At 60.9% G+C, this 26,985-nt stretch carries 26 protein-coding genes and 1 tRNA gene; 13 read left to right on the top strand and 14 right to left on the bottom strand.

The features are described 5' to 3' along the window. Positions 1-2 precede the first annotated feature (2 nt). The 3 genes from GKC28_RS04570 to GKC28_RS04560 are packed head-to-tail and all read left to right on the top strand — an operon-like array spanning position 3 to position 3,356. Positions 3-362, top strand: coding sequence for a hypothetical protein (locus tag GKC28_RS04570; protein ID WP_174145469.1), 360 nt, complete (start codon positions 3-5; stop codon positions 360-362). Then, complete coding sequence (locus GKC28_RS04565) at positions 362-2,437, top strand: type IV secretory system conjugative DNA transfer family protein (protein ID WP_174145467.1); 2,076 nt, start codon at positions 362-364, stop codon at positions 2,435-2,437. Before GKC28_RS04570 ends, GKC28_RS04565 begins: the two co-directional genes overlap by 1 nt. Before the next feature lie 19 nt (positions 2,438-2,456). Then, positions 2,457-3,356 carry a replication-relaxation family protein gene (locus tag GKC28_RS04560; protein ID WP_174145465.1) on the top strand — a complete coding sequence of 300 codons (900 nt, stop codon included), beginning with the start codon at positions 2,457-2,459 and terminating at the stop codon, positions 3,354-3,356. A gap of 220 nt (positions 3,357-3,576) precedes the next feature. Here GKC28_RS04560 and GKC28_RS04555 read toward each other — a convergent pair whose 3' ends face one another. After that, entirely contained in the window at positions 3,577-4,809 is a 1,233-nt protein-coding gene (locus GKC28_RS04555) for a hypothetical protein (RefSeq protein ID WP_174145463.1), read from the bottom strand. 355 nt (positions 4,810-5,164) lie between these two features. Further along, positions 5,165-5,788, bottom strand: coding sequence for a hypothetical protein (locus tag GKC28_RS04550; protein WP_174145461.1), 624 nt, complete (start codon positions 5,786-5,788; stop codon positions 5,165-5,167). 11 nt (positions 5,789-5,799) lie between these two features. Between GKC28_RS04550 and GKC28_RS04545 the strand changes: the two genes are divergently transcribed. Next, positions 5,800-6,249, top strand: coding sequence for a hypothetical protein (locus GKC28_RS04545; protein ID WP_174145459.1), 450 nt, complete (start codon positions 5,800-5,802; stop codon positions 6,247-6,249). A 218-nt stretch (positions 6,250-6,467) separates the two neighbouring features. Here the strand turns inward: GKC28_RS04545 and GKC28_RS04540 are convergent, their stop codons facing one another. From GKC28_RS04540 to GKC28_RS04520, 5 genes are all read right to left on the bottom strand, one after another. Continuing rightward, on the bottom strand, positions 6,468-6,728 hold the full coding sequence (locus GKC28_RS04540; RefSeq protein WP_174145457.1) for a hypothetical protein: 261 nt from the start codon (positions 6,726-6,728) through the stop codon (positions 6,468-6,470). Between the two features lie 464 nt (positions 6,729-7,192). Beyond that, positions 7,193-7,369, bottom strand: coding sequence for an AlpA family transcriptional regulator (locus GKC28_RS04535; protein WP_174145455.1), 177 nt, complete (start codon positions 7,367-7,369; stop codon positions 7,193-7,195). A 205-nt stretch (positions 7,370-7,574) separates the two neighbouring features. Continuing rightward, a tRNA-Leu gene (locus tag GKC28_RS04530) sits at positions 7,575-7,661 on the bottom strand. Positions 7,662-7,831: 170 nt separating this feature from the next. Then, positions 7,832-9,373, bottom strand: coding sequence for a caspase family protein (locus tag GKC28_RS04525; protein WP_174145453.1), 1,542 nt, complete (start codon positions 9,371-9,373; stop codon positions 7,832-7,834). A gap of 210 nt (positions 9,374-9,583) precedes the next feature. Beyond that, entirely contained in the window at positions 9,584-11,197 is a 1,614-nt protein-coding gene (locus tag GKC28_RS04520) for a peptidoglycan-binding domain-containing protein (RefSeq protein ID WP_174145451.1), read from the bottom strand. A gap of 126 nt (positions 11,198-11,323) precedes the next feature. Here GKC28_RS04520 and lipB point away from each other — a divergent pair, with 126 nt between their 5' ends. Continuing rightward, complete coding sequence (lipB, locus tag GKC28_RS04515; protein ID WP_174145449.1) at positions 11,324-11,974, top strand: lipoyl(octanoyl) transferase LipB; 651 nt, start codon at positions 11,324-11,326, stop codon at positions 11,972-11,974. A 2-nt stretch (positions 11,975-11,976) separates the two neighbouring features. Here lipB and GKC28_RS04510 read toward each other — a convergent pair whose 3' ends face one another. Both GKC28_RS04510 and GKC28_RS04505 read right to left on the bottom strand, forming a co-directional pair. Then, a complete protein-coding gene (locus GKC28_RS04510; RefSeq protein WP_368041086.1) occupies positions 11,977-13,611 on the bottom strand; it encodes an alpha/beta fold hydrolase in 1,635 nt (544 codons plus the stop codon). Between the two features lie 415 nt (positions 13,612-14,026). Beyond that, entirely contained in the window at positions 14,027-14,452 is a 426-nt protein-coding gene (locus GKC28_RS04505; RefSeq protein WP_174145447.1) for an HIT family protein, read from the bottom strand. A 235-nt stretch (positions 14,453-14,687) separates the two neighbouring features. On the opposite strand from GKC28_RS04505, the gene ctaD reads away from it, so the two are divergent. Continuing rightward, positions 14,688-16,361, top strand: coding sequence for a cytochrome c oxidase subunit I (ctaD, locus tag GKC28_RS04500; RefSeq protein WP_174145445.1), 1,674 nt, complete (start codon positions 14,688-14,690; stop codon positions 16,359-16,361). A 149-nt stretch (positions 16,362-16,510) separates the two neighbouring features. Further along, positions 16,511-16,993 (top strand): DUF2244 domain-containing protein, encoded by a 483-nt coding sequence (locus GKC28_RS04495; RefSeq protein ID WP_174145443.1) that lies wholly within the window; start codon positions 16,511-16,513, stop codon positions 16,991-16,993. Positions 16,994-17,100: 107 nt separating this feature from the next. Here the strand turns inward: GKC28_RS04495 and GKC28_RS04490 are convergent, their stop codons facing one another. Then, positions 17,101-17,574, bottom strand: a complete 474-nt coding sequence (locus GKC28_RS04490) for a GatB/YqeY domain-containing protein (protein ID WP_174145441.1) — start codon at positions 17,572-17,574, stop codon at positions 17,101-17,103. 182 nt (positions 17,575-17,756) lie between these two features. Between GKC28_RS04490 and carA the strand changes: the two genes are divergently transcribed. Next, complete coding sequence (gene carA / locus GKC28_RS04485; RefSeq protein WP_174145439.1) at positions 17,757-18,917, top strand: glutamine-hydrolyzing carbamoyl-phosphate synthase small subunit; 1,161 nt, start codon at positions 17,757-17,759, stop codon at positions 18,915-18,917. A gap of 218 nt (positions 18,918-19,135) precedes the next feature. Next, positions 19,136-20,959, top strand: a complete 1,824-nt coding sequence (locus GKC28_RS04480) for a glycosyltransferase (protein ID WP_368041085.1) — start codon at positions 19,136-19,138, stop codon at positions 20,957-20,959. On the opposite strand, the gene GKC28_RS04475 is transcribed toward GKC28_RS04480, so the two are convergent. Beyond that, entirely contained in the window at positions 20,919-21,563 is a 645-nt protein-coding gene (locus GKC28_RS04475) for a GntR family transcriptional regulator (protein ID WP_174145435.1), read from the bottom strand. The genes GKC28_RS04480 and GKC28_RS04475 overlap by 41 nt on opposite strands. Before the next feature lie 142 nt (positions 21,564-21,705). Here GKC28_RS04475 and GKC28_RS04470 point away from each other — a divergent pair, with 142 nt between their 5' ends. The 4 genes from GKC28_RS04470 (at position 21,706) to GKC28_RS04455 (ending at position 24,744) form a co-directional block, all read left to right on the top strand. After that, positions 21,706-22,350 carry a pyrimidine 5'-nucleotidase gene (locus GKC28_RS04470; protein WP_174145432.1) on the top strand — a complete coding sequence of 215 codons (645 nt, stop codon included), beginning with the start codon at positions 21,706-21,708 and terminating at the stop codon, positions 22,348-22,350. A 164-nt stretch (positions 22,351-22,514) separates the two neighbouring features. Beyond that, a complete protein-coding gene (locus GKC28_RS04465) occupies positions 22,515-22,763 on the top strand; it encodes a hypothetical protein (protein ID WP_174145430.1) in 249 nt (82 codons plus the stop codon). Positions 22,764-22,841: 78 nt separating this feature from the next. Next, positions 22,842-24,038 (top strand): UbiH/UbiF family hydroxylase, encoded by a 1,197-nt coding sequence (locus tag GKC28_RS04460; RefSeq protein WP_174145428.1) that lies wholly within the window; start codon positions 22,842-22,844, stop codon positions 24,036-24,038. A 1-nt stretch (position 24,039) separates the two neighbouring features. Further along, entirely contained in the window at positions 24,040-24,744 is a 705-nt protein-coding gene (locus GKC28_RS04455; RefSeq protein ID WP_174145426.1) for a M50 family metallopeptidase, read from the top strand. Here GKC28_RS04455 and GKC28_RS04450 read toward each other — a convergent pair. The 3 genes from GKC28_RS04450 to GKC28_RS04440 all read right to left on the bottom strand — a co-directional run bounded on the left by GKC28_RS04450 (position 24,741) and on the right by GKC28_RS04440 (position 26,974). Next, a complete protein-coding gene (locus tag GKC28_RS04450; protein ID WP_174145424.1) occupies positions 24,741-25,865 on the bottom strand; it encodes an aminotransferase class V-fold PLP-dependent enzyme in 1,125 nt (374 codons plus the stop codon). The genes GKC28_RS04455 and GKC28_RS04450 overlap by 4 nt on opposite strands. Before the next feature lie 198 nt (positions 25,866-26,063). Continuing rightward, a complete protein-coding gene (locus GKC28_RS04445; protein ID WP_174145422.1) occupies positions 26,064-26,522 on the bottom strand; it encodes an Lrp/AsnC family transcriptional regulator in 459 nt (152 codons plus the stop codon). Further along, entirely contained in the window at positions 26,519-26,974 is a 456-nt protein-coding gene (locus GKC28_RS04440; RefSeq protein WP_174145420.1) for an Lrp/AsnC family transcriptional regulator, read from the bottom strand. Before GKC28_RS04440 ends, GKC28_RS04445 begins: the two co-directional genes overlap by 4 nt. Positions 26,975-26,985 lie beyond the last annotated feature (11 nt).

The raw sequence follows: 26,985 nt of genomic DNA, 5'->3' as shown, positions 1-26,985 counted from the left end.
CGATGCGGGTTTCAATCTCCCATCACACGGTCAGGAAGGGTCTCCTCTTCAAGAAGACATTCTACGAAGTTCATCTCTCCCTCGCCTTCACCCACGAGGAAAAACAGATCATCCGTCAAAGGGGATTGCTCACAACCAAACTCCTTGATCGCCGTCCGGCAACAGCCAAGGTCGATGACCGGGATGAGAAATTTGAACTGCGCGTTGAGCATCTGATGGATGGCCGCACCGACCGTTTCCAATGCGCCACGCCATCACAAGCCAAGATTTACGAAGAACGCCTTCTGGCGGTTTGTCACCAAATGAAGCTCTGGCTTGATGACAATGCCGAAACCGCTGGCCGAACGGTGGTCGAGTTCTGATGGCGCGCTCGGTGGTAGAAGAGTTTATTGGTTTCTATGCCTCGATCTTCATTGTAGGCTTCTTCATTCTGTTTGCCTTTGTGCTCACGCCCATCGCGCTCGTTGGCATTCCGTCATATGTCTTCTATCGCCTTTACCGGGAAAGCCCCCGGCGCCTAGAGCGCCTGGCCCGTGCCGAGACTGAAGCGCTATACCGTCACGCCCGTTCCGGCACCGTACAACTCTCAGGCGAAGAGATTGACACTGCCATAGCCCGGCACTGGCCGCCAGATACGCCAGAACCGCTCAAGATCCAGCTCCTGGAGATCGGCCGCGCAATCGTTGCGGACGAAGGGCTGACGCCGGAGATCCCGCCGCTACCTGCGCTCTGCAACTCCATCGAAGGCGCCCGCTACCGAGACTGGCTGGCTCACGCCGGACAGGCCCGCAGCGACCGGGTAATGGTGATGTCCGCGCTCGATGCAATTTCGCAATGCCTGGCGCCCATCGCCAAGGCGGTTCCTCCCACAGAAGGTGACGTGCTGATCGAAGTTACGCAATTCCTGCACCCATTGGGCGACGCGGTGCAAAACGTGATTACCCCAATATTCCATGACACCGGATACAATCATTTCCGTGCACTTCGTGATCGGCTCGACACAAACTTTCAGGCATCCCACCGCAGCAATCCCGTCTTCCCCCGCGAATACAAAGGTGAAGATGTGGTGGAAACATATTTGGCCGGGACACGGCTCAAAAATTTGTTCAGTCTGCGCACGCCATTTTCCATCCCCGAAGAACGCCGCTTTGAACACACTCATATCGTGGCCGGGTCTGGTCACGGGAAAACCCAGACCCTGCAATACTTCATTGCCCGTGATTTGGAGGATGTGCAGCGCGGGGACAAATCAGTCGTTGTGATCGACAGCCAAGGCGACCTTATCAATACGATCCTGCGGGCCGGGTTTCTCCGGCCGAAAAATATCGTTCTGATCGATGCCGAAGACATTGGCTATCCAGTCAGCCTCAATCTGTTTTCCGTCGGCCAAAACCGGTTGGAGCAATATGATCCGCTGGAACGGGAGCGCCTAACCAATTCCATCATCGAACTCTACGACTTTGTGCTCGGATCGCTGCTTTCAGCGGGCATGACCGCCAAGCAGAGCGTCGTCTTCCGTTATGTGACCCGGCTAATGTTCCACATCCCGGACGCAACCATTCATACGCTCCGCGACCTAATGGAACCTGGCGGCACGGAAAAATACCGGGAGTACATTCAACAGCTCGATGGCACTCCCCGGCGCTTTTTCGAAACCGAATTCGACGAAGGCGAATTTAGAAAAACCAAGACGCAGGTCCTGCGGCGCCTCTATGGCGTTCTGGAGAACCAAACCTTCGAGCGGATGTTTTCGCACCCAATTTCCAAATTCGACATGTTCGATGAATTGAATGCAGGCAAACTGATCCTGATCAACACATCCAAGTCACTTCTTAAGGAACAAGGCACCGAGATCTTCGGGCGGTTTTTCATCGCGCTCATTGCCCAGGCCGCCCAGGAACGCGCCACGCTGCCAGAGCAAGACCGCCTGCCAGCCATGGTGTACATCGATGAGGCGCAGGACTACTTTGACCAGAATATCGGCGTGATCCTAAGCCAAGCCCGCAAGTATAAGGTAGGGATGGTGATGGCAAACCAGTACCTTGGCCAGCTCTCGGGCGGGCTGCAGGAAGCATTTGAGGCCAACACCTCCATCAAGCTGGCCGGTGGCGTATCGGCGCGCGACGCCCGATCTCTTGCCGGGCAGATGTCGTCTGACCCTGGCATTATCCAGCGCCAGCCCAAGGGTACCTTCGCGACCTATATCCGGGGGTTGACCGACCGCGCCGTCCCGATCAGCTTCCCGTTTTTTGTGCTGGAGAAGAGGCCGAAGGCCACAAATGAAGAGCTTGATGCCATCCGGCAACACAGCCGCTCCGCCTACGCGGAACCATGGCAGAACACTTCCGATCAGGACGGAACATCAAATTATGACGAGGAAATTCCTTCGGACAAAAACGACGACGATGACCCCACAAATCCTTCGCCAGAGTTATAGGCCTCGGTACGCTGGCGTCATGGAAAACTCCCCTCAAGACCCCAAAACATCAGACGCCCTGGGCCGGGCAACCTTCCATCATATTCCGGCACAAGCCAATGTCCGCCCGACAGTACGGGAGCTGCGCTGGTTTAAACACATCGAACGGCACGGGCCGCAATCGTCGGTCTCGTTGCACGAGCTGACACGGGACACGCATCGCTGCAAAGACACCAGTTTGCGCCAGTTACAAAAGCTGCGTGCCGCGGGATTTCTCCGGCTGCCACCTCAGCAACGGGCGACGGAGCGGGCGGAGTTCAACCCCTACATCTACGACCTCACCCGGAAAGCTGAAGTTCACCTGGCCGACCTAGGTATCGCTGAGCCGACAATGCGCCCTACCGGCCATTGGTGGCACGGCTACAACGTCGCCTGCGCCACCAGCACCATCGACATGGCTTCCGCGCGGCAAGGTATTCGGTACATTCCAGCTCACGAAATTCTGGCAATCAAGAACACCCCGCTGGCGATACCGGTGGGGCAGAGCAAGCTCATTCCGGATCAGCTCTTTGCCCTCAACTACGGCGGCACCTACCGCGCCTTCGCACTTGAAGCCGACCGGGGAACGGAGCCGATAACGTCGGCCTTCGCCCGCAAATCTTATAGTCGGTCCATCACGCAATACGCGGAGGCCATCGACCGTGGACTCCACAAAACGCACTACGGGTTGAGGGCGAACCTTCTGGCACTCTGGGTGTTCAATTCGCACAGCAACGAACAGAGGTTTCTCGAACTACTGACGCGATGCTCGGATGTAGTTCAGCGGACTGTGCTTACGAAATCGGTTGATCTTCAGGCACTAGGCCACCACCCCGATACTTCGCTCTTTGCCGCTGACTGGCGAAGGGCAGCGGGTGGTCCGTGTTCAATTGCTGCTTGATCCGCCGGGCTTGGGATTGGCCGCGCCGTGCTTCACCGTCAGCTGGGCCAACCTTCTGGTCATTCGCCGCACGTGCACCCCTGGACGGCTTGACCGGCAACTAACTACGCTGCAGGTAGCGGACTTTGCAAAGTCCTCAGTGCAGTAAGCCATCGCGCCGCCGAAGTGGACCTTGATGAAGATAGCCCCCACAGGAACGGAGCGCTGAACCTCAGATTAATTAGCCACCGTCATCAGCGGGGTAATTAAACCGGAGCTTGGGAAACGAACCGTTCAAGATGCCTTGCCAATAGATTGTGCATAAGGCATCAATAAATCTGCCCTCTTCCGGCAGCTCGAAGGTGTATTCAGCCAATTGCGGGAATGACATCGGCACACAAGAAACTCCCAAATCTTGCCCTACCCGCAATGACAGTTTGGTATAGTCCCCATATTCATAGTCAAACAGCTCAGTCACGATAACTAGTCCATAAATCGTCCGGCCGTGGAGGTCAATTTTCGAGACTTCTGAAGTTTCTTTATCTTTTATCACAAGATACCGGTCTCGCTGAGAAAACTTAATTGCGCCCTTTAGTTGCACCATCCCTTCTTTGACTTTCTTGATGGATTTGGAGATTTTCCTTTGTATATTAGCATCAATCGACCGTTTGGTGTTCTCAATATCTTTCGCCTGTACGATGAACACACTTTTTTCGGTAACAGCCACGACATCTGCCAACTCCCTGTCGGTGTCGATCCTCAAAGGTCCGATGGATATTTCCCCATCACCAATGATTCTTTGCAGGCATTCTGAAATTTCCAACTCTTGCATGTCGCCCGGGTTGGTATGGCGTTCAAGGCTGCTGACATGTATAGGTCCGGACGCGCCGTCATTGCGTAGATCCAACATCATCGCATCAGTTGGGAAAAGCTCCTCTTGAAGTTTTATCTTTATTGCAGCTTTGTCATCTCCTTCATTTCGAGTGGAAAACCAATTATAACATTGAGAGTGAACTTCGCGAAGTTGCGACATCGGCACAAAGCTCTGGACACTGGAAATGCGATTTGATGTTGAAATAGGAATAGTGCTGCTTGCCGTGAATCCGAGCCTTTCTCTGTTAAGTTGATCGAAGAAAAAAACCTCGAAATTTTCACTCTGAATTATCCTGAAAACATCTTCCGCAAGTTTTGCGTCTTCGACAAAGGGAGTGAATATAAATAGTGGCTCATCTGGGTCGTCGAAGAACGCGCTAAAGATGCTAAAGGAACTAATTCCTGAAACTTCAACGGGCGCTAAGTACATAAAAAACTCCCGCCGTTGCAGCGCGGTTAAAATTAGCTCTTTCGAAGCTTTTATGACGAGCTTGTGTGGGTGTCCGTGTAGCCCTTCGAAAGGCAGCAAGCCCGAGGGTACTCTCTCAATTTCTGATAAGACGTATGGGTGATCCATGCTCAACATAAAGCTACTTGACATAACCCCTGACCTCGTAAGCTCTCTGGTTGCTTAAAAAATATGCTCACGCATGCGAACCTATTTCGTCAAACCATGTCAATGTATTACCTGTATCTTGTGGACATTGATCCACACTCGGGTTTAGCTAGGTGTTTGAGGGGCGGCTTTTCGCTTTCCCGACGGCACCACCAAGTGGGACCGGCATCACGGTGAATGTCAAAAAAGGGCTGATCACCGCCCTGGACGGTTGCCTTCGCTGTCGCAGGTGACCGCAGTCAGCCCGAAGCGGCCGTTCGAAGCCACAAGCTGTTGCCGTTGACAGATTTGCTGCGATGAACACCGTTCAAGCATAGGCAATGCCTGAAACGTGCAAGTCCTAGCGTTGTTTTTTGTGTACCGCTACCCAGTCAACAGATACACGAAACATCATGCCACATGCTGCATTGGGACACTCTACAGGAGGGAAAGGCGATGCTTTAAAAGGGTCAATAGCTTTATCGTAGTTCTCAGCACAAAGAGCGCAGCCGTCGCGATGCCCCCCTAGCTGATTTATGCACCCAAACTCTTGGCTAGAAGCAGCCACAATGCTCTTGGCACGATCTATAGTAAAGTCTGCCCTCCATAGTGTTAGAAAGTGCGCCTCTAGTGGTTTCAGCCTGCCCGTTTCCGACAACTCACTTGCTGCAGTCTTGGACATGAAACCATTTGACCTTATCCTTAGCGCCTTTTTCTCCTCTTTGCTCAATTGCTCGCCGTCTTTTCGATGTGACAGAGAAACGGCTTTGAAACCTTCGGCCATGCAACGCGGGATAAGGGCCTGGATAGATGGTTTTGCGGACGGCTTTAATAAGCCAAGGTGCTCTATGGCTTCGTCAATGGCATCGTTGACAATGTTGTCCGGGTTGAAATTTAGAACTTCCTTCACGCCAGTGAACGGATCTGCTGCGTGCTCAGCGTGCTTCTTTGCGTTGAGTAGACTGTCAAGGAACGCTTTGAACATAGCAACCTCTCTTGTACTTTGGCCAGACACTGACACAAAGAGATCATTCTGCCAAGGATAGGAGCGATGGGAGGCTTTACGCGTTGCGGCAAAGTTGCCTCCAGCCCAAAGCGGACAATTCAAGAGGGCTCGTTGATCAAAAAATTGTCTCAGGTTATATAGTTAACAATCTGTTCGGATTAGCAAAGGCAAAAGTGTGGCGCGAAATCATCGCAAGGTATGGCAAGGAAAAAAATGCGTTCTCTGCGGTGGTCAACGACCAGCCGAAGACTGTGAACACGCACCACCAAAAGTTCTTTTCCTTGGACAAACACGCCCGAAAGGATGGGAGTTTCCGTCTTGCAAACGATGTAACAACGGGGCATCCTCCAACGATACACTGGCTGCTTATGTTGCGTACAGCCAAGCGCCCGATGCAATTTTACATTCCACGCCGCTATCCAGTCATCAGCAAAAGTTGATTAACGGGTTTGGAAACAACCTTCCGTTTCCATACAAGCAAGGGCACTCGGTTCCAGTTTACGATGAGACGACGCAAACTTGGAAATCGGCTCGACACGTTGAATATACTGACCAAGCAGCAACCAGCCTCGCTTTGTGGGCAGCAAAGCAATCACTTGCAATGTGGTATAGGTTTATCGGTACAATTGCGTCACATCACAGCACTATTGATATTAGTCTACTTACGAACGCTATGCATCCCGACGGTGAGTTCGAACAAGCGCTTCATAGCATTGGGCCTAGTTTTTCGATGAGCACCAAGAAGAACTTGGTTGACCAAAACTTCAGCTGTAAATTCCAATGCAACTCCCAAAAGAACTTGGCGGTAATGTTCGCTCAGTATCATGGAGGGTTTGCATTTGTGAGCAAAATCAACGACAGGCCCTCCGCTAAGCTCAGCCGTCTCGGGTATCAATACAAATTTTCTACCAATGGCCATGATGGCATCCATCAGATCAAAAGTGGCAGAGCGTAGAAATTTGCAAAGTCCGCTTCCTGCGCTTCGCGGCCCTTGGTACTACCCGCAGCATTGGACGTGGTGCGCCAGGGCGGTTGGATGGCTGCATTCGGTGAGATGGACAGAGGGTTTTGCACCGGCAGCATCTTTGGCGAGTCGCCCCATTCCAATGGCCGCTCCGGGGCTGCGACCGGCCTACTGCGTCCGCAAGTGCAGCGGGTTAGGGCAGCCCCCGCTCCGGACACATCGCGCCGCTCCGCAGCCACGCTTGCCAGACGCGCAAACACAGCTAACTCGGGAGGTCGTCCAAGCGCAACCTTGCCATCACCCCTTGAGAGCTTGAGAACTATGGTACCCGGACAGCCGAACTTCTAGCAGAGTATCAAGGGTGACCGAAGTGTGCACCTCCGGCCACCCCGCTCCTGTATCAGGAGTGCCGGTAGGGATTACCGATTGTCCAGCCGCGACTGAAGCCAGTCCAGCACTTCACTCTCAACCCAGCCCACCCGGTTCGGGCCCAGCTGTATCCGCTTGGGGAATTTGCCTGCCTTCTCCAGGCGAGCAACGTGTTGCGGCGAGTACAGAACCAACTTCTTCAGCTGGAGTTTCGAAAGAATCCTCATCACGATGTCTCCATGATTGAAGAGCATCGCGATGCCCTAGGTTACGACAATACCCAGGCCGAATCAGCTTATAGTTGTAGGTTCAGTTTGACTAGGTGCAGCTTGCGTGACATCAGGCAAGGCGTTTTCAAAGGTGGACCAAACGGTGGACTGAAAATTCAGCAATTCAATTTTCAAATACATTTCAATGACTTGTGATAGAAAATGGTGCGGTCGAGAAGACTCGAACTTCCACTCCGGTTAAGGAACAGCGACCTCAACGCTGCGCGTCTACCAATTCCGCCACGACCGCACTGTCTTAGGCTTGGTGTAGCGGCGTATAGACCAGCCCGGATGCGATGTGAAGCCGAAAATCATCTTTTTTGCACAGAATATCGCAGGTCCATACCCAAGCTGCCAACCGGCGGAGAACAGCCGGTTTTTCCGGCTGCCCTGCGGTCAGCAGAAGATCAAAGGACGCCTTCAGTTACCCTGGGCGGCCACCTGCCGGCGCAGCACCATCTCGCCTGACATCTGGTCATAATACGCGGGGAACTGATCGTGGTTCACCGTTGCCGCCAGATCCTGCACATCCCGGCGCACTTGCTTGGCCAGCTGGTGCAGGGTCATGCCCGGTTCGTTCAGCCGCGACAGCAAGGCGCGGGTGAAGACGGAGTTCGGGTTGGCATCATCGTCCGACAGCCGGTCCAGAGCAGTCTGGCCTGCTCCCGCGGAGTAGAGAATGAAGGCCCCCTCCGGCGGCTCCATCCGCACCAGCCCGCGGCTGCCGCCGACCGAACGCTGGCCGTCGCGCGGGAACGGGTTGTTGCGGCAGGCGTCAAGGATCATGATCGTCGAACGCGCGCCCTTGCGCTGGAAGGTGCCGAGCACCCGGTCGGCGGCGATGCTCTCGCCGGTCAGAAAGCTCTCGTCGCCAAAATTCACCACCGGCACGTCGGACGGCAGCAGGTAATTGCGCCCGTCGACCTCCACCCCGTGGCCGGCGAAATAGAACAGCACCTCGTCGCCCGGCTCGATCCGGTTGGCAAAGGTGGACACAGCGCTGTTGATGTCACGGCGGCTGGCGTCATACAGCGTGGTGACATCAAAGCCCAGCGCCGCCAGCGCACTGCTGACAGCCTGCGCATCGTTGCGCGCCTTTTGCAGCGCCGCGAGGTTCTGGTAGCCATCCACCCCGATCACCAGCGCGCGGCGGCTGATCTGCGGCATCGCAGCCTGGTCATTTTGCTGTAAAAGCACTGGAGCCGCGGCAGACGCCGTGCCCTGAATGATGTCACCGTTCTGGATCACGGTCTGCCCTTGGGCTGCTGCCAGGACCTGGCCTTGCGGCACGTATTGCCCCGGCTGTGTCCGGGCCTGAGGCTGCTGGACGGCACCGTAAGACTGGCTCGAGGCCGCAAACCCCATCTGCTGCTGGCCGAATTGCGGCTGCGGTGCCGCCTGGCCGTACTGCTGGGGAACGCCATAGGTGCCTGCAGTGTTTCCGGCCATGGTCGCCTGGGGCAACCCGTACGGCTGCTGCGGCTGCGGTGCCACGCGCTCTGCCAAATAAATCTTCAGCAGGCCGCGCGGGCCGTCGGGATGCGCCATCGCCTGCTGGGTCGCCAGATAACCGCTGGCCTGCGCCCGCTGGAATGACGAGACCAGCAGATCCTTCTCAAAATCATTCAGCTGGCCTGTGACCGGGTAGCCCAGATAGGCCTGGTAGGTGGAAATCGCCTCCCGCGACTTGCGGCCGAGCTGCCCGTCCACTGCGCCGGCCGGAAACCCGAAATAGTTCAGCGACTGCTGAATCTGGCGCCCCTCCTGCGTCGACGGCAAACGGGAACGCCGGGGCGCTTTAGCGGCAGAGCGCCGCTGCTGGTTTTTACCTAAAGCATTGCCAATGATCCCGCCGATGATCGCACCGGCCGCGAAATCCCCTGCGTCAGCAGCAACGCGGGAAGCTGGCGCGAAAGCCAGAGGCAGGCTGATGGCAAATGTGAAAAGCAGCTTGAAACGCATAAGTACCCCCTAAAACCAGGCAGCCAATGATCGCGCTAATACTGTTAAAACAGGCTTAAGGGAACGCCGAATACCGTGAGAGCAGCATGAAAAACCACTCAATACCGATTGATTTCCGCACCTTGTTTCATGCCTCCCGGAACCGGGCAGAATAGAAGGCCGGCAGAACTGCCAGCCTTCCATTCATTTCATGATGTGAGGTTCAGCCTCTTACTCGCTGCTGAAAGAGGGCAATGCGGCTGCCCCTCCTGAAGCCTGCACCGGCTGCACCCGGCCGCCTGCCAGGTCTGCCGACGCTGCCTTGATCAGTTCCGCGCGGCCTGCCTGGCCTGGCGCAAACACGGGCTCAGCGCCGCTCTCAAGCGCAACCACTGCCATGCTGTACCATTCCTGCGCCTTCTTCACCGCATTCGGCGCGCCGAAGCCCAGTGCCAGGTGATGGCCTATAAGCTCCGCATAGGGCCGCTGGCCGGTGCCGGTAAGGATAAGCGCAGCCCCCAGAGCCACATCCATGTCATCGCGCCGGTAGCCGGAGAACAGGCAGATACCGGCCGTATTGGAAAGCTGGTCCAGCGACATGCCGGATTGCAGAACGAACTTCTGCACATCACCCATCACTTCGCCGCTGCCAGAGGTGCCCAGCTTGGCCAGATACGGCTGCAAGGCAGGGCCAAAGGCATCGCACTGGCTGTCGATCTGCGCCTGCGACGCGCCTGCGACCTTGCCTGCCCGGGCTTCACCTGCATTAATGGCATAAGTGCGGGCCAGGCAGAACTGCTCGCCCAGCGCCAGCTCCGGGTCGGTCATGTTGTCAGCGGTCATGAAACCGCCGTTTGAACTGGTCAGGAGGCTCACCTTGCTGCAATAGCTGGTGAGAGAGGCGCTCTGCTCCTGCTGGTCGAACAGGGTGATACCGCCCAGACCCGCGCTGTCCTGCCCGGCAAAGGCCATTACCGTGCTCCGGTTCTGCTGGGCCGTCTGCACCGGTTCATCCGTTTCCGTGTCCGTCATCCGGCAGGCGCCCTGATGGCAGGCAAAACTGGCCGGAGTCACGCCCCGGGCCAGGAAGTCATTGCGCTGATACCCTTGCGGAGTCGAGGCAAAGACCATGACAGAACAATTGGAGGCGCCGCACCAGAAGGAACTGCCGGAGACAGAGGTGTCCAGCACGTAATCATTACGGCCGTCGCCATTCAGGTCTGCCAGTTGCATGAAGCCGGTGCGCTGCAGCAGCTGCTCGCCTGTTGGTTCAGAGCTTGCGGCAATTTCATCCACCGCATGGCTGACTTCGGGCGGCAGGCCGCCGTAGCCGCCGCCGGCATAGCTGCTGCCTGCCGTGCGGACACCGGCGGCCTCATCCCGCCATGTGTGCAGCACCCCGCGCACGCCCTGCGGGCCTTGCATCGCTTTGATGACCTGCGGGCCGCCGATCTGGGCCCGGTTATAGGAACTGACCAGGAAATTGCGTTCATAGGGCGCCAGATGGCCAGTGGCCGGATATCCCATGTGGACCTGGTACTGGGTGATTGCCGCGCGCGAGCGCCGCCCCAGCACCCCGTCCGGTGAGCCGGCGTTGAAGCCGAAATAGTTGAGCGCAACCTGGGTTTCGCGGTTCTCGGCCCGGGTCGCGGAATAGGCCGGTGCCCGCCGGTACGTGGTGGCGGCACGCTGGCGCTGCTTGTTCTTATGGACTTCGTTGACAATGACGCCGCCGATCACGGCGCCGGCTATGGCGGCCCCCAATTCGTCCGCGGCTGCGGGTCCGGTTACGGATGCCGCCAGGAATGCGGCTGTCAGGGCCGGTTTGAGCGGTTTGGAAAACATGATACTCGCCCCCTATGGATACTCGCTACGGAATCAGGATACTCCACAGGCGGCTTTGGCACCTAGGGTTTTCCCGCCGCTTCCGCCGGCAAGCCCCTGGCGGGTTGGAAAAGGAATGCAACAGGCATGGTTGAATGGATCACCTCAGACGGTTTAGTCGATTATGATCAGGCAGTTGCCTTCATGGAAGACCGCGCTGCGGCAATTGCTGCCGGATCGGCGGAGGAATGCATCTGGCTGGTTGAACACCCGCCGCTTTACACCGCCGGCACCTCCGCCAAGCGTGAAGACCTTACAGATCCCGGGCGTTTCCCGGTCTACGAGAGCAAACGCGGCGGCCAGTACACCTATCACGGGCCGGGTCAGCGGGTGGTCTACGTGATGCTGGACGTGGGCAAGCGCGGCCATGACGTGCGCCGTTTTGTGCAGCAACTGGAAACCTGGGTGATTTCCGCCCTGGATGAGTTCAATATCAAAGGCCACATCCGCGAAGGCCGGGTCGGTGTTTGGGTCGAACGCCCGGAAAAGCCACGTACCATCTCAGGCGGCATCGCCGAGGACAAGATCGCCGCTATCGGCATCCGGCTGCGCAAGTGGGTCAGCTTTCACGGCATCTCGATCAACGTCGAGCCGGAGCTGGAGCATTTCACCGGCATCGTGCCTTGCGGGATCACGGAATACGGGGTGACCAGCCTGGTTGACCTGGGCCTGCCGGTGACCATGGCGGACGTGGATGTTGCCCTGAAGCGCAGCTTCGCCAAAGTCTTCGGGAGCTGACCTCAGCCGTCTGAAACAGATGTGAGGTCCTGCAGCGCCGTCAGCACCAGTTCCGGGAAGTTGTAAAACAGCAGCGCCCCGGCATCCTGGCTGATGCACAGACGGGCATCCGGCAGCCCTTTCAGCATCTCGCGAACTGCGGAGAGCGGCGCTATATGGTCTTCTCCTCCGTGCACGAAGACCGACCGCGGAACCCGGGCCGGCATAACTGTCCGGGCCCCTTGCCGCAGCATCTGCACATCCGCCAGGAACCCCGCGCCGCCCTGCTCCTGGAACAGCACCTGGCTTTGCTGCAGCAGTTGCAGCAGGTCCAGCTGCGACAGCCGGGCCCGCTCCTTGCTGCCGCTGCGGGTCTGCATCCGAAGCAGCGTTTTGTGCCCGTACCAGCGCAGCGCAGCCGCCCAGCCCTTCATCAATGCAGGCAGCATCCAGTTGGCCCTGGTGGCGGCCAGCGCGACCAGCCACGCATAGCCGCTGAGACCGGAAAACTGCCGCGGCGAACTGATGGTGCAGTTTGAGGCTGCCGCCACCAGGCCGGCTATCCTGCTGTCCAGGCGGCTGGCTGCGAGGAAACCGTATAGCGCCCCGCCGCGATGGCACAGCAGCACCGGCCGCTGCAGGTTCTCATGCGCCATCAGCGCAACCAGCTGATCCACAAAGGCATCAGCGGTATCCTCCCCGCGTTTCAGCGGCACCGAAGCGCCATAGCCGCGGCGCATCGGCGCGTAGACCCTGAACCCCAGTGTCCGCAACTGCGGCTGCAAGCGCTGCAGCGGCGCAATCCCGTCCAGCATGCCATGCACGAAAATCACCGGCTGGCCGGTTTCCGCCCCCAGCCGGAAGTACTGAGAGCGCTGACCGGCACTGTCCTCAAATGTTCCGGACGGCGGCAGCACCTCGCCCCGGGACACCGCCAGGTCCCGGCTATGTTCATTCATCAGGAAGACCGCCAGCCGGATCAGTTCCGCGGGGCCCGGTGCGCCGGCCCGGACCGCGGCCTGCTCCAGCCTGCCATCCACCTTGCCGCCCGGGCCGTCCACCGTTTCCTTCAAAGGCTCGAAATCCGCCTCCTGCAGACCCAGCGCAGCGGCAACCGGGACCGCCGCCTCCGCCGGGCACCCCCCGTCCAGCCGCTCTGCCATAACCGCAACAGATGCACCCGCGCCCCTCAGGCGCACCGGGCGGCACAGGAACTGCTCTCCAGGGTTGCGGGAGGCCAGCAGCAGCACATCCTGCCGGGCGAAGTTTCCGGCGCGCACATCCTCCAGGTACCCTTGCCACAGCTCCGCTGCGGCCTGCGTCAACCCCAGTGCTGCGGGCAGCGGCACACGGCCCGTCAATTGGCGCGCGGCCCGTTGCGAGGCGTTCAGAAGGCCACCGTCCGCGCGCGCCTCCGCCAGCAGCCAGAACCGGCTGCAATTGCCTGAATACGCCCCCGGGTGCGGCCGCCCCGCACGCTGCCATTGCTGCTCCTGGATCTCAGCCGCCCGTGCGAAATGCGCCTGCAGCACAGGTGCAGCCCTAAGCCGTCCTTGCTGTTTCCCGTCCGCCGCCGGCGCACCCGGACAGTCCGCCGGGCCGGAAGTGAACCGGTCGAATTGCTCCGGCCGGATCATCGTTTCGTAAATGGCGGCCACGACCTGGTCCTGAGACAAGGCCTGCCCATGGCACAAGAGTGTCACCCCTGCCCCCTCCAATACAGCTCTATGACGTCAAAGAGGCACTGCCCCCGGCAAGCACGCAGCAAGCGCAGGGGGAACGCAGACCTTTTGGCCCGCATGTTTCAGGCAGCCTGCCTGTAAACAGAAAATACCCGGCTGATGCCGCCCGGAACCGGGCTGGCATACCATGCCGGCCTGCCCCAATTCTTGGGGCCCCAAACACTTGGGCGCGGGCGCCCTCTCTGACCTACAACCAATTTGCGAAACAGCTATGATCAAATTCAACTAAAATTCAACATTTATTTCAGATGCATAAATTCGCATACCAAAACACCGCAGCTTAAAGCCGCGGTGTTTTCACATTTCAAAAGATACTGACGGGCAGGAAAGATCAGTCCGACGCCAGCGCCGCACGGATTTTTTCGGCCTGCGCCTGGATCAGCTCCATGTCACCCATGGTTCCCGGCGGGCGCAGCTGGTCGCCCTCGTGCCGCGGCAGCACATGCATGTGAAGGTGGAACACCTCCTGTCCGCCTGCCGCCTCATTGAACTGCTGCACGGTGACACCATCCGCGCCAAACGCCGTGATCACCGCTTGCGACAGCTTTTGCACCGTTTGCATCACCGCCGCCAGCTGCGCCGGGCTGGCATCCAGGATATTGCGGCAAGGCGTCTTGGGAATGACCAGCAGGTGCCCGTCCGCACGCGGCATGATATCCATGAAGGCCAGGGTCTCGTCATCCTCATAGACCCGGGTGGAAGGGATCTCCCCGCGCAGGAGCTTGGCAAAAATGTTGTCGGGGTCATAGGCAGGCATGCGTCCGGGCTCCTTGTTCTGGCTTTCCCCCGGTTGTGCGCGCCCCCCGCCCCTAGGTCAAGCGCTCTGAACCGGGCAATTCCTTGGGCGTTCAAGCCCCTGCGGCAATAAATCTTGATCCAGATCAAACTCCGCCATTGAAGGCCCCGGCAGGCCACACTAAAACTCGCAAGGAATCCAGGCCGCCCGGAGTCCGTCTCCGGGGGCCTTTCGTTATGCAGCAGGAGGCACCTAAATGGCAGACGCAGCCATTCATGGTCACGGCCACGAGGACGAGCGGAGCTTTTTCACCCGCTGGTTCATGAGCACGAACCATAAGGATATCGGCATTCTTTACCTGATCGTTTCGGCGATTGCAGGTCTCATCTCCGTCATCTTCACCGTCTACATGCGGCTGGAGCTGATGGATCCCGGCGTTCAGTACATGTGCCTGGAAGGCGCGCGCCTGTTCGCAGACGCCGCTGCGGAATGTACTCCGAACGGCCACCTCTGGAACGTGATGATCACCGCCCACGGCATCCTGATGATGTTCTTCGTGGTGATTCCGGCGCTGTTCGGCGGTTTCGGCAACTACTTCATGCCGCTGCAGATCGGCGCGCCGGACATGGCGTTCCCGCGGATGAACAACCTGTCGTTCTGGATGTATGTCGCAGGCACCTCGCTGGCGGTCCTCTCGGTTGTCTCCCCGGGCGGCAATGACCAGCTGGGCTCCGGCGTGGGCTGGGTTCTGTACCCGCCGCTGTCCGTGAACGAAGGCGGCTACTCGATGGACCTGGCGATCTTCGCCGTGCACGTCTCCGGCGCGTCGTCCATCCTGGGTGCGATCAACATGATCACCACCTTCCTGAACATGCGCGCCCCGGGCATGACCCTGTTCAAGGTGCCGCTGTTCTCCTGGTCGATCTTCGTAACCTCCTGGCTGATCCTGCTGAGCTTGCCGGTTCTGGCCGGCGCCATCACCATGCTGCTGATGGACCGCAACTTCGGCTTCACCTTCTTTGACGCGGCAGGCGGCGGCGACCCGATCCTGTACCAGCACATCCTGTGGTTCTTCGGCCACCCGGAAGTGTACATCGTGATCCTGCCCGGCTTCGGCATCATCTCCCACGTCATCGCCACCTTCGCGCGCAAGCCGGTCTTCGGCTACCTGCCGATGGTCTGGGCGATCATCGCCATCGGCGTTCTGGGCTTTGTTGTGTGGGCGCACCACATGTACACCGTCGGCATGTCGCTGAACCAGCAGGCCTACTTCATGCTGGCCACCATGGTGATTGCGGTGCCCACGGGCGTGAAGGTGTTCTCCTGGATCGCCACCATGTGGGGCGGCTCCATCGAGTTCAAAGCACCGATGATGTTCGCCTTCGGCTTCCTGTTCCTGTTCACCGTCGGCGGTGTGACCGGCGTGGTGCTGTCGCAGGCGGCTGTCGACCGTGCCTATCACGACACCTACTATGTGGTTGCTCACTTCCACTACGTGATGTCGCTTGGTGCGGTGTTCGCGATCTTCTCGGGCATCTACTTCTACTTCGGCAAGATGACCGGCCGCCAGTACAACGAGCTGGGCGCCCAGATCCACTTCTGGATGTTCTTCATCGGCGCCAACCTGACCTTCTTCCCGCAGCACTTCCTGGGCCGCCAGGGCATGCCGCGCCGGTACATCGACTACCCGGAAGGCTTTGCCTACTGGAACAAGATCTCGTCCTACGGCGCGTTCCTGTCCTTTGCCTCGTTCCTGCTGTTCTTCGGCGTGGTGATCTACTCGCTGCTGCGCGGCGCCCGCGTCACCCAGAACAACTACTGGAACGAATACGCGGACACCCTGGAGTGGACCCTGCCCTCTCCGCCGCCGGAGCACACCTTCGAAATCCTGCCCAAGCAGGAAGAGTGGGACCGCTCGCATTCGCACTAAGCGGTTGAGCATAAAATTCGGAAACGGCCCCGGCGCAGATGCTCCGGGGCCTTTTTCATGCAGCCTGCGCCGGTTAGAAAGCGGAAGTGGAAATCCTGCGTTTCCAGCACATCATTTATAGTAAGCTCTCCCACAGCAGGCCCGAACCGATGCCCTATAACTGGACCCAGCCGCAAGCCGGCGCCGAGCGCGAACTGCACCTGTGGCCGCATCAATCGCTGCCGCCCAAGGGCTATGCGCGTTTCCTCGGCCTCACCGCAGCGCTGATCTGCGTGCCGCTGATCCCGGTGCTGGGCTCCGTACTCTTGTGGGGGCTGCTGCCTTTTCTGCTGCTGGCACTGTTCGGCATGAAATGGGCACTGGACCGCAGCCGCCGCGATCATCAGATCCTGGAGGTTCTGACCATCAGCCAGGACGACGCCCATCTGGAGCGGATCAACCCTGACGGCAGGCGCCAGAGCTGGCATTGCAACCGGTACTGGGCCCGCGTCGAAATGCACGACCATGACGGCCCGGTGCCCCACTATGTCACCCTGCAGGGCTGCGGCCGCGAAGTGGAGATCGGCGCCTTCCTGTCTGAGGAGGAACGGGTGGCGCTCTACGGCGACCTCAAAACCGCCTTGTCCGGTTAGCAGACAAGAGAAAGGCCCGCGCTGCGGGCCTCACCACTTCTTCTTTGGCCAAATACTCGCGCCGCAGGCACCGCGCGTCAGCGCGGCATCAGCCCGGCTGCTGCAGATCAGCAGTCGCCCTTGCTGCAGAGCTGGTCCTTGACCATCGGCCCGGCTTTGCCGAAATCCATCCGGCCGGTGTATTTCGCCTTCAGCGCGGCCATCACCTTGCCCATGTCGCGAATCGATTCGGCACCGGTTTCCGAAACCGCCGCCTTCACCGCATCGGCGGCTTCCTCGTCGCTCAGCTGCTGCGGCAGGAATTCCTCGATGACGGCGATTTCACCCAGTTCCCGCTCCGCCAGGTCCAGCCGCCCGCCTTCCTCATAGGCGCGGGCGCTTTCCTTGCGCTGCTTGGTCATCTTGCCCAGAATGGCAAGGATTTCGCCGTCGCCGATGCTGCTTTCCTCACCATCGGCGCGGGCTGCAATCTCGCGGTCCTTGATGGCGGCATTGATCAGCCGCAGCGTGGCCAGCCGGTCGGCGGCCTTGTCTTTCATCGCCTGCTTCAGGGCCTGATTGACCCGTGTGCGCGTATCCATATTCAAAAGCATCCCCATGGTTGCCGGACACCGATGGTTATCCATTCTTATGCAGCTGTGCAAGTTTACAGTAAACTTTCCATTCCGGCCCCAGCGTCAGCTTCGGCAGCCTGTGCAGGCTTGACCCGCATGAACGCTCCCCTTACAAGCCCATGAATTTCACCCGCATGGAGACTCGCGCAATGGCCGCTTCCGCCCCGACCAAGCCCACCGCATGCCTGGCGCTCGCTGATGGCACCGTCTTTTACGGCACCGGCTTCGGCGCCGCCGGCGAAACCGTGGCCGAGCTCTGCTTCAACACCGCAATGACCGGCTACCAGGAGATCATGACCGACCCCTCCTACGCCGGCCAGATCGTCACCTTCACCTTCCCCCACATCGGCAACACCGGGGTCACCCCCGAAGATGACGAGACCGGCGATCCTGTCGCCGCGGGCATGGTGGTGAAATGGGATCCGACGCTGGCCTCCAACTGGCGCGCGACCGAAGAGCTGAAGGACTGGCTCACCCGCACCGGCCGCATCGCAATCGGCGGTGTCGACACCCGCCGCCTGACCCGCGCGATCCGCCAGCAGGGCGCACCGCACGTTGCTCTGGCGCATGACCCCGAGGGCAATTTCGACGTCGAGGCGCTGGTCGCCAAGGCGCGGGAGTGGTCCGGCCTGGTCGGCCTTGACCTGGCCAAGGACGTGACCTGCGCGCAAAGCTACCGCTGGGACGAAATGCGCTGGGCCTGGCCTGATGGTTATGCCCGCCAGGAAGCCCCCAAGCACAAGGTTGTCGCCGTCGACTATGGCGCCAAGCGCAACATCCTGCGCTGCCTGGCCTCGGCCGGCTGCGACGTGACCGTGCTGCCCGCCACTGCCACTGCCGAGGAGGTGCTGGCGCACAACCCCGACGGCGTGTTTCTCTCCAACGGCCCGGGCGACCCGGCAGCCACCGGCGAATACGCGGTGCCGATGATCCAGGACGTGCTGAAGGCTGACCTGCCGGTGTTCGGCATCTGCCTGGGCCACCAGATGCTGGCGCTGGCACTGGGCGCGAAGACCGTCAAGATGAACCACGGCCACCACGGCGCCAACCACCCGGTCAAGGAGCACTCCACCGGCAAGGTGGAGATCACCTCGATGAACCACGGCTTCGCCGTCGATGCGCAGACCCTGCCGGAAGGCGTCGAAGAATCGCATGTCTCGCTGTTTGACGGATCCAACTGCGGCATCCGCATTGCCGGCAAGCCGGTCTTCTCGGTGCAGCACCACCCCGAGGCCAGCCCCGGCCCGCAGGACAGCTTCTATCTGTTTGAGCGCTTTGCCGAAGCTATGGCAGAACGCAAACCTGCGTAAAAAATTGCCTGGCCATGCCGCGCTGGCGGCATGGTTAACACCGTGTTTACCAACTCTTAACCCCCTGCCCGCAGCCTGAATGCCTCTGGTTTCAGTGTTGCGGACGGGCGATGGGTACTGTGTCACAGCCGCTTCGGCAGCTCCGGCCGCCGGAGCATGGAAAGCCCCGCCAGCAGGGCCTGCCTTCGGCTGCCCCGCCCCCCTTGGACAGCAGCAGCATGATGAAGGCGCTGGTGCTGCGCCAGCATCAGAAAGCCGCGCTTGGGCGGGTGCTGATCGCCGAGGGATTGGCCAGCGAAGACCAGGTGCTGGAGACACTGTCCCGCCAATACCGGATGCCCCGCGCCGATTTATCCGGCCAGGTGGCCAGCGCGCGGCTGCTGGCGCGCAAACCCGCAGCTTTCTGGCTCCGCCACTGCGCTGTTCCCTGGATGCAACTGGGCCGGACCGTCACCCTGGCCGTGGCCCACCCCGACCGGTTTGAGGCCCTGCAACAGGAGCTGCAGCACAAATTCGAACGGGTCACTCCGGTTCTGGCCAGTGAAGCGCAGATTACGGCTTTACTGACCGCCCACTTCAGCCCGGCACTGGTGCGGCAGGCAAGCTGCAGCGTGCCCCCGCGCCTGAGCTGCCGCACCTTGCGGCCCGCCCGGAGCCGTGCCCTTCTGGCGGCCTTGGCCGCGCCGGCGCTCTTTCTGTCCTGGCACGCACCGGCAGCAGTTCCCGCCGCCCTCAGCGCGATCGCCCTGCTGACTGTTTTCCTGTTCACAGCGCTCAAACTCTTCGGGCTCGCTTCTTACTGGCAGGCACGGGCGGACAGGACATCCGCTGTGCCTGCCGCTGCCCCGCCCGCCCGCACCTCTTACCCGATGATTTCGATCCTGGTGCCGCTCTTCCGGGAGGCCGAGATCAGCCATGCCCTGCTCACCCGGATCCGGAAGCTCCGCTATCCGCGGGCGCAGACGGACGTGATTCTGGTGCTGGAGGAGCACGACAGCGTCACCCGGGCCGCCCTGGAGAACACCCGCCTTCCGCCCTGGATCCGGGTGGTGGAGGTCCCGGCTTTCGGCGGGCTGACCACTAAACCGCGGGCGATGAACTATGCGCTGAACTTCTGCCGGGGGGATATCATCGGGGTCTGGGACGCGGAAGATGCGCCTCAGACAGACCAGCTGAACCAGGTGGCGAAGGCCTTTGCCTCCGCCAGTGACCGCACCGCCTGCTTTCAGGGGGTGCTGGACTACTACAATCCGGGCACCAACTGGATTTCGCGCTGCTTCACACTGGAATATGCCAGCTGGTTCCGCATCGTCCTGCACGGTATTGCGAGGCTTGGCCTGGTGGTCCCCTTAGGCGGCACCACCATGTTCGTGCGCCGGACGGTTCTGGAGGAACTGGGCGGCTGGGATGCCCATAACGTCACCGAGGACGCCGACCTGGGCGTCCGCCTGTACCGGGCGGGATACCGTACCGAAATGCTGCCCAGCACCACTTACGAGGAGGCCAATTGGCGTCCTTGGCCCTGGATCAGGCAGCGCTCCCGCTGGCTCAAGGGGTTCATGGTGACCTACCTGGTGCATATTCGCCGGCCGCTGCGGCTGCTGGCCGATCTGGGCTGGAAGCGCTTCCTGGGCTTTCAGGCGTTCTTTCTGGGCACCATCGGGCAGTTTCTGTTTGCCCCGGTTCTCTGGTCTTTCTGGCTGTTCACGCTGGGCCTGCCGCCCCCGGGCGCAGACAGCCTGCCTCCGCTGCTGCTGACCCTGGCGGCGGCCTCGCTGGTGTTCTTTGAAGGGCTTGGGCTGGTGATCAGCATCACCGCGGCCTTTGCCATGGGGCGGCCCTGGCTGGCCGCCTGGGCGCCCGCGATGATCCTTTACTTTCCGATGGGCGCCATCGCTGTCACCAAGGCTGCGCATGAACTGCTCGCCCGCCCGTTTTTCTGGGACAAAACCGCCCACGGCATCAAACCCGCGGCCCGGCCCCGGCGCTGGCCGTGGCGGCTTATCCCCGCCCGCTGGCGTCCTGCTTCAGCCGGGTCATGAAGGCAATCGAGATGTGCTCCTTCAAAGCCTCGCCTGCCGCCGCCTCGTCGCGGCGGCTGATCGCGTCGACAATGCCCTTGTGCTCCGACTGGGCAATCTCGCTGCGGCCCTCGGCAGCCAGCGAGGTGGTTGCCATCAGCGCCATCGTCCGGTGCACCAGATCCAGCTGCTGCACCAGATAGCGGTTGTGCGAGGCCAGGTGGATCTGCTCATGGAACCGGCGGTTTGCCTTGGACAGCGCCGTCGGATCGCCGATCAGCTTGTCGTCGGACTCGACCATCTCCTTCAGCACCTTGATCTCTTCCTCGGTGGCATGCCGCGCCGCCAGCTGCGCCGCCAGCCCCTCCAGCTCGCGCCGAACCACATAAAGCTCGGCCATCTGGTTGTGATCGAGCGACGCCACGATCAGCGACCGCCCGTCGCGCTCCAGCAGCGATTGCGTCTCCAGCCTCTGCAGCGCCTCGCGGATCGGGGTGCGCGACACGCCAAAGCGTTCCGCCAGATCGCTTTCCACCAGCCGGTCGCCCGGCTTGTAGATCCCGGAGTCGATCGCCTCGAGGATCAGCGCATAGGCATCTTTCTGGTTGCTGCGGCTCTGGCTCATGGTCGTTCCTGTCTGTTTTGATCCGACAATCTCTACAGCGCATCCCCCAGCAATCAACCCTGATGGCGCCAGCGCGCTGAAAACCCGCAGGCAAAATGCGCTTTTCATTGCAAAAGCGACAAAGGGCGCCTACTTGGGCGTCATGCCCAAACAAGCCTTTTCCCATGTCAGCCAATGGGTGTTCGATCTGGACAACACCCTCTACCACCCGTCCGCGCGGCTGTTCGACCAGATCGAGGTCAAGATGACGGCTTATGTCATGGACGCGCTAAAGGTGGATAAGGCAGAGGCCGACCGCCTGCGCAGCCATTACTGGCGCGAGCATGGCACCACCCTGGCCGGGCTGATGCGCGAGCACGGCTTGGACCCGGACCCCTACCTGGTCGCGGTGCATGACATCTCGATGGACCACCTGGAAGAGGATGCGCCGCTGGCGGCCGCGATCCGCAACCTGCCCGGCAAGAAGATCGTCTACACCAACGGCTCTGCCCCCTATGCAGAACGGGTGCTGGCCGCGCGCGGGCTGTCCGGACTGTTCGATGAGGTCTATGGCGTCGAACATGCGGACTACCACCCCAAGCCCGAACGCCGCGCCTTTGATCGGGTCTTTGCCCGTGCGGGGATCGCCCCGCAGCAGGCCGCCATGTTCGAGGACGACCCGCGTAACCTGGCAGCCCCGCATGAGATGGGCATGCGCACCGTGCATGTGGCGCCGGAGCCGGTCCGGGCGGACCATATCCATCACCACTCGGACGATCTGGCAGGTTTTCTGGCCGCCCTGACCTGACCCGCAGAACCTGCGCCGGGACGCTTTTGCGCAGCCGTTTGCCGCATCGCAGAATGTGTGCAATTGCATTCCGGCAAATCTTCGCAACTGCGGCAAAATATACCTGTTTGACGCATGTTTTCCTGCCTATATGCGCCCCGAAACGACCTGATGGAGCCCGACCGATGAGCGCATATACACTCCCCGCCCAACTGACCCTGTGGCAGCGCATCCTGTTTGCCGTGCCGCTGCTGGGACGGATGATCAAGGAGGTCGCCTACGGCCCGGAAGAGAACATCGGCTACGCCCTTGCCACCTTTGTCAGCCTGTGGGGCTGCTCGATCATGCTGTTCGGCATTCCAGGGCTGTACATCCCGGCGCTGTGCATGGTGCCGGTGATGTTCCTGGTTCTGCTCTCCATCACCCGCGGCTAATGCCCCGCGCAGCAGGTTGCCGCTTGTCTTCCCCCTCCGTCAGGGCCTATTTCAGGGCAACAACGGAGGGCTGAGACCATGGCCGAGACCTGCGACATCCTGATTTCCGGCGGCGGCATTGCGGGACTGACCGCAGCCGCCGCATTTGCCTCCAGCGGCTTTTCCGTCATCTGCGCCGACCCGGCCCCGCCGGTGACCGAACGCGACGCCGAAGGCTCCGACCTGCGCACCACCGCTTTCCTGCAGCCCGCGCAGGGACTGCTGGCGCGATGCGGGATCTGGGCGCGGCTGGAAGAGCACGCTGCGCCGTTGCAGATCATGCGCATCGTCGACGCCGGCGGCGCCCGGCCCGAACCGCGGGTGGTCAAGGACTTCAACGCCGCCGATATCTCCGACCAGCCGTTCGGCTGGAACCTGCCCAACTGGCTCCTGCGGCGTGAAATGATCGCCCGGCTGGCTGAACTGCCCAACGTGGACCTGCGCTTTGGCACCGGCACCACGGGCCTCTTCACCCGCACGGATGAGGCCCGCGTCGGCCTCAGCGACGGCAGCCAAGTGACCGCAAAACTGGTGGTTGCCTGCGACGGCCGCAACTCCCCGATGCGCGAGGCCGCAGGCATTCCGGTAAAGACCACCCGCTACGGGCAAAAGGCGCTGGCCTTTGCCGTCACCCACCCGGTGCCGCATGAAAACGTCTCTACCGAGATCCACCGCTCCGGCGGGCCGTTCACGCTGGTGCCGCTGCCCGATTACCAGGGCCAGCCGTCCTCAGCCATTGTCTGGATGGAGCGCGGCCCTAGGGCGCAGGAACTCCTGAACCTGGCACCGGAAGCCTTTGAGGCCGCAATGACCGAGCGCAGCTGCGGATTGTTCGGCGACCTGAAACTGGCCTCCCGCCGCACCATCTGGCCGATCATTAGCCAGTCCGCCCAGCGGCTGAACGGCGAGCGGCTGGCACTCATGGCCGAAGCCGCCCATGTGGTGCCGCCGATCGGCGCGCAAGGCCTTAACATGTCCTTGGGCGATCTGCGCAGCCTGCTGGAGCTGGCCGAGGCCCGCCCCGAAGGCCTGGGCGACGCCCAGATGCTGGCTGCCTACCACAAGGCCCGCCACAACGAGATCCTGCTGCGGGTAAAAGGCATCGACCTCCTGAACCGCACTTCCATGCTGGCACCGCGCCCGCTGCGCGACCTGCGCGCCTTCGGCCTCAATGCGCTCTATTCCCTGGCGCCGGTGCGTAAGACGCTGATGCAGATGGGGCTGGGCGTCAAATAGCATGCAGGCTGCCGGACGCTTCCTCAAAGGCCACTGGCAGCTTCTCTGCCTGACCATGGCAATTGCCGCCCTCTGGCAAAACCCGGCACTGCTGCCTCTGTGCATCCTGACCGTGTTCCTGCATGAGGTCTCCCATGCGGCCATGACATTGCTGACCGGCGGCGATGTGGTCAGCCTGACCATCGACCCCTACGAGGGCGGCATGGTGGTTTCCCGCGGCGGCAGCCGTTTCCTGGGGCTGTCCGCAGGCTACACCGGATCACTGCTGATCGGTTCTGCCCTGTTCGTGATTGCCCTGCGCACCGATTGGGACCGCAGGGTTCTGGCCGCCTTCGGCGCAATCACCCTCGCTGTTGCCGCCGTCTATGTCCGGGACCTCTTTGCGCTTGGCTTCACCCTGGCCACCGGCGCGCTGATGCTCGCCGCATCGCGCTACCTCAGCCTAAACATCAACGACATGATCCTGCGGGTGATCGGGGTCAGCAGCATGATCTACGCGCCCCTCGACATCTGGGACGACACCATCGCGCGCTCCAACCTGCGCTCCGACGCGCGGATGATGGCCGAGGAGTTCGGCGGCGCAACCATGCTGTGGGGCGGGATCTGGCTGGCGATCAGCCTCGGGGTGATCTGGCTCACCCTGCGCCATGGGCTGGGCCGCACAAGCAATATCCCCTTGCGCAGCCCAATCCGGATTTTGCGTTAAAGCACCTGATCCACGACGTTTTTCAGCCGCGCAATGGTGGCATCCACGTCATACAGCTTGTCGAGGCCGAACAGGCCCAAGCGGAAGGTGCGGAAATCCGCAGGCTCGTCGCACTGCAGCGGCACACCCGCGGCGATCTGGGTGCCCAGCGCCAGGAACTTCTTGCCGTTCTGCACATCCGGGTCGCTGGTATAGCTCACCACAACACCCGGCGCGCCGAAACCATCCGCCGCCACGGAAGTGATGCCCTTTTCCTTCAGCATCGCCCGCACGCCGTTGCCCAGCGCCCATTGCGCGTCACGCAATTTCTCAAAACCATACTCCTTGGTCTCCAGCATGGTGTCGCGGAAGGCGCGCAGCGCATCGGTCGGCATGGTGGCGTGATAGGCGTGGCCGCCGTCCTCATAGGCCTTCATGATGGTGCGCCATTGCTTCAGGTTGATGGCAAAGCTGTCCGAGGCGGTTTCCTCCAGCCGCGCCAGAGCCTTCTCCGAGAACATCACCAGACCGGCCGAGGGCGAGGCGCTCCAGCCCTTCTGCGGGGCAGAGATCAGCACATCGACGCCGGTTGCCTTCATGTCGATCCAGGCGCAGCCCGACGCGATGCAGTCCAGCACCATCAGCGCGCCGACCTCATGCGCCGCTGCGGCCATGGCGGTCACATAGTCGTTGGGCAGGATCACCCCGGCAGCGGTTTCCACATGGGGGGCAAAGACGATATCCGGCTTCTGCTCCTTGATCGCAGCAACCACATCCGCAATCGGCGCGGGCTCAAACGGAGAGGCGCTTTCGTTGCCGGTGCGGCGCGCCTTCATCACGGTCGAGGACGCGGTGAAGCCGCCGGCCTCGAAGATCTGGCTCCAGCGGTAGGAGAACCAGCCATTGCGCACGACCAGCGCGCTGGCGCCGCGGGCGAACTGCCGCGCGACCGCCTCCATCGCATAAGTCCCGCCGCCCGGCACCAGCGCCACGGCTTCAGCGTTATAGACCTCTTTCAGCATCGCGTTGATGTCCAGCATCACCTGCTGGAAGGTCTTGGACATGTGATTGAGCGAGCGGTCGGTGAAAACCACCGAGAATTCATCCAGACCCTGCGGGTCCACGGTATCGAGCAATGCCATTGCGGCCTCCCTGAAATGTCTCCTGAAACGGCTAGCCGGTGCTGCAGGCTTTGGCAAACCCTGACTTGGCATACATCGGAACTGCCGTTCTCCGAAGGCCGATATTGACGTCGGCCCGGCAAAAAGACAGCCCAGTCCCGACAGAAATCCCCTGCATTTGCGCCAAGCCGGTTTCGGATCGGCAACAAAAGCGCGGCGTCAGCCCAGCGGCCCCGGCCGCCGCTCCTCGCTCAGCAGCACATTGGCCTCCACATTGCCGACACCCGGCAGGGTCATCACCCGGCGCCGCAGCACGCGCTCAAAATCGGAGATGTCCCGCGCCGTCACCCGCAGCCTGTAGTCATACATGCCCAGCACATGCTCCACCGTCTGCACCTCGGGGATGGCGGAAACCGCGCGCTCAAAGTCCTCCAAACTGACCCGCCCCTTGGTGGCCAGTTTCACCCCCAGAAAGACGGTCACGCCGAACCCCAGCTTCTCCTTGTCCAACTCCAGCCTGCGGCCCGCGATGATGCCCGTCTCCTGCAGCCGCTTGATCCGCCGCCAGGTGGCAGGCTGGCTCAGCCCCAGCTGCCGGCCGAGCGCCCCCGCCGACAAGGTGGCATCCTCCGACAGCGCCCGCAGGATGGCAAAATCGAGATCATCCAAAGCGCTCATACCGGCAGCACCTCATCCGATTTGATCCGCGCGACATGCATCAGCGCCTCGATATCGGTGATATGCGGCAGGTTCAAAATGGCTGCGCGGTAGATCTGCTGGTAATGGGGCATGTCCCGCGCAATCACCGAAAGCCGTACATCGACCTGGCCCAGAAAGGTCTGGATTTCGATCACCTCGGCAATGCCGCGGGCGGCCTCGATGAACTCGTCAAAGGCGCGCGGGTTGGTCTTGTCGAGCGTCACCCGCAGCGAGACCTCGACCTCATACCCCAGCGCCCGCCAGTCGATCACCGCCCGCTGGCCCAGGATCACGCGCGCCTCGCGCAGCTTCTCCAGCCGACGCGACAGGCGCGAGGCGGTGAGGCCCAGCCGTTCGGCCAGATCCGGAATCGATTGCTCCGGGTCGCTTTGCATATAGCGCAGAATGCGCCGGTCGAGGTCATCAAGCATGATTTCATCAT

It is taken from the genome of Leisingera sp. ANG59 (assembly GCF_013317235.1).
Taxonomy (GTDB): Bacteria; Pseudomonadota; Alphaproteobacteria; order Rhodobacterales; family Rhodobacteraceae; genus Leisingera.
Note: the sequence above shows the minus strand (reverse complement) of the source record. Positions and strands in the feature narration are given on the sequence as shown.

Coding starts and splice junctions, on each gene's coding strand:
- GKC28_RS04570 (WP_174145469.1), top strand. CDS start 3: ATGCGGGTTTCAATCTCCCATCACACGGTCAGGAAGGGTCTCCTCTTC.
- GKC28_RS04565 (WP_174145467.1), top strand. CDS start 362: ATGGCGCGCTCGGTGGTAGAAGAGTTTATTGGTTTCTATGCCTCGATC.
- GKC28_RS04560 (WP_174145465.1), top strand. CDS start 2,457: ATGGAAAACTCCCCTCAAGACCCCAAAACATCAGACGCCCTGGGCCGG.
- GKC28_RS04555 (WP_174145463.1), bottom strand. CDS start 4,809: ATGTCAAGTAGCTTTATGTTGAGCATGGATCACCCATACGTCTTATCA.
- GKC28_RS04550 (WP_174145461.1), bottom strand. CDS start 5,788: ATGTTCAAAGCGTTCCTTGACAGTCTACTCAACGCAAAGAAGCACGCT.
- GKC28_RS04540 (WP_174145457.1), bottom strand. CDS start 6,728: ATGGCCATTGGTAGAAAATTTGTATTGATACCCGAGACGGCTGAGCTT.
- GKC28_RS04535 (WP_174145455.1), bottom strand. CDS start 7,369: ATGAGGATTCTTTCGAAACTCCAGCTGAAGAAGTTGGTTCTGTACTCG.
- GKC28_RS04525 (WP_174145453.1), bottom strand. CDS start 9,373: ATGCGTTTCAAGCTGCTTTTCACATTTGCCATCAGCCTGCCTCTGGCT.
- GKC28_RS04520 (WP_174145451.1), bottom strand. CDS start 11,197: ATGTTTTCCAAACCGCTCAAACCGGCCCTGACAGCCGCATTCCTGGCG.
- lipB (WP_174145449.1), top strand. CDS start 11,324: ATGGTTGAATGGATCACCTCAGACGGTTTAGTCGATTATGATCAGGCA.
- GKC28_RS04505 (WP_174145447.1), bottom strand. CDS start 14,452: ATGCCTGCCTATGACCCCGACAACATTTTTGCCAAGCTCCTGCGCGGG.
- ctaD (WP_174145445.1), top strand. CDS start 14,688: ATGGCAGACGCAGCCATTCATGGTCACGGCCACGAGGACGAGCGGAGC.
- GKC28_RS04495 (WP_174145443.1), top strand. CDS start 16,511: ATGCCCTATAACTGGACCCAGCCGCAAGCCGGCGCCGAGCGCGAACTG.
- GKC28_RS04490 (WP_174145441.1), bottom strand. CDS start 17,574: ATGGATACGCGCACACGGGTCAATCAGGCCCTGAAGCAGGCGATGAAA.
- carA (WP_174145439.1), top strand. CDS start 17,757: ATGGCCGCTTCCGCCCCGACCAAGCCCACCGCATGCCTGGCGCTCGCT.
- GKC28_RS04480 (WP_368041085.1), top strand. CDS start 19,136: ATGATGAAGGCGCTGGTGCTGCGCCAGCATCAGAAAGCCGCGCTTGGG.
- GKC28_RS04475 (WP_174145435.1), bottom strand. CDS start 21,563: ATGAGCCAGAGCCGCAGCAACCAGAAAGATGCCTATGCGCTGATCCTC.
- GKC28_RS04470 (WP_174145432.1), top strand. CDS start 21,706: ATGCCCAAACAAGCCTTTTCCCATGTCAGCCAATGGGTGTTCGATCTG.
- GKC28_RS04465 (WP_174145430.1), top strand. CDS start 22,515: ATGAGCGCATATACACTCCCCGCCCAACTGACCCTGTGGCAGCGCATC.
- GKC28_RS04460 (WP_174145428.1), top strand. CDS start 22,842: ATGGCCGAGACCTGCGACATCCTGATTTCCGGCGGCGGCATTGCGGGA.
- GKC28_RS04455 (WP_174145426.1), top strand. CDS start 24,040: ATGCAGGCTGCCGGACGCTTCCTCAAAGGCCACTGGCAGCTTCTCTGC.
- GKC28_RS04450 (WP_174145424.1), bottom strand. CDS start 25,865: ATGGCATTGCTCGATACCGTGGACCCGCAGGGTCTGGATGAATTCTCG.
- GKC28_RS04445 (WP_174145422.1), bottom strand. CDS start 26,522: ATGAGCGCTTTGGATGATCTCGATTTTGCCATCCTGCGGGCGCTGTCG.
- GKC28_RS04440 (WP_174145420.1), bottom strand. CDS start 26,974: ATGCTTGATGACCTCGACCGGCGCATTCTGCGCTATATGCAAAGCGAC.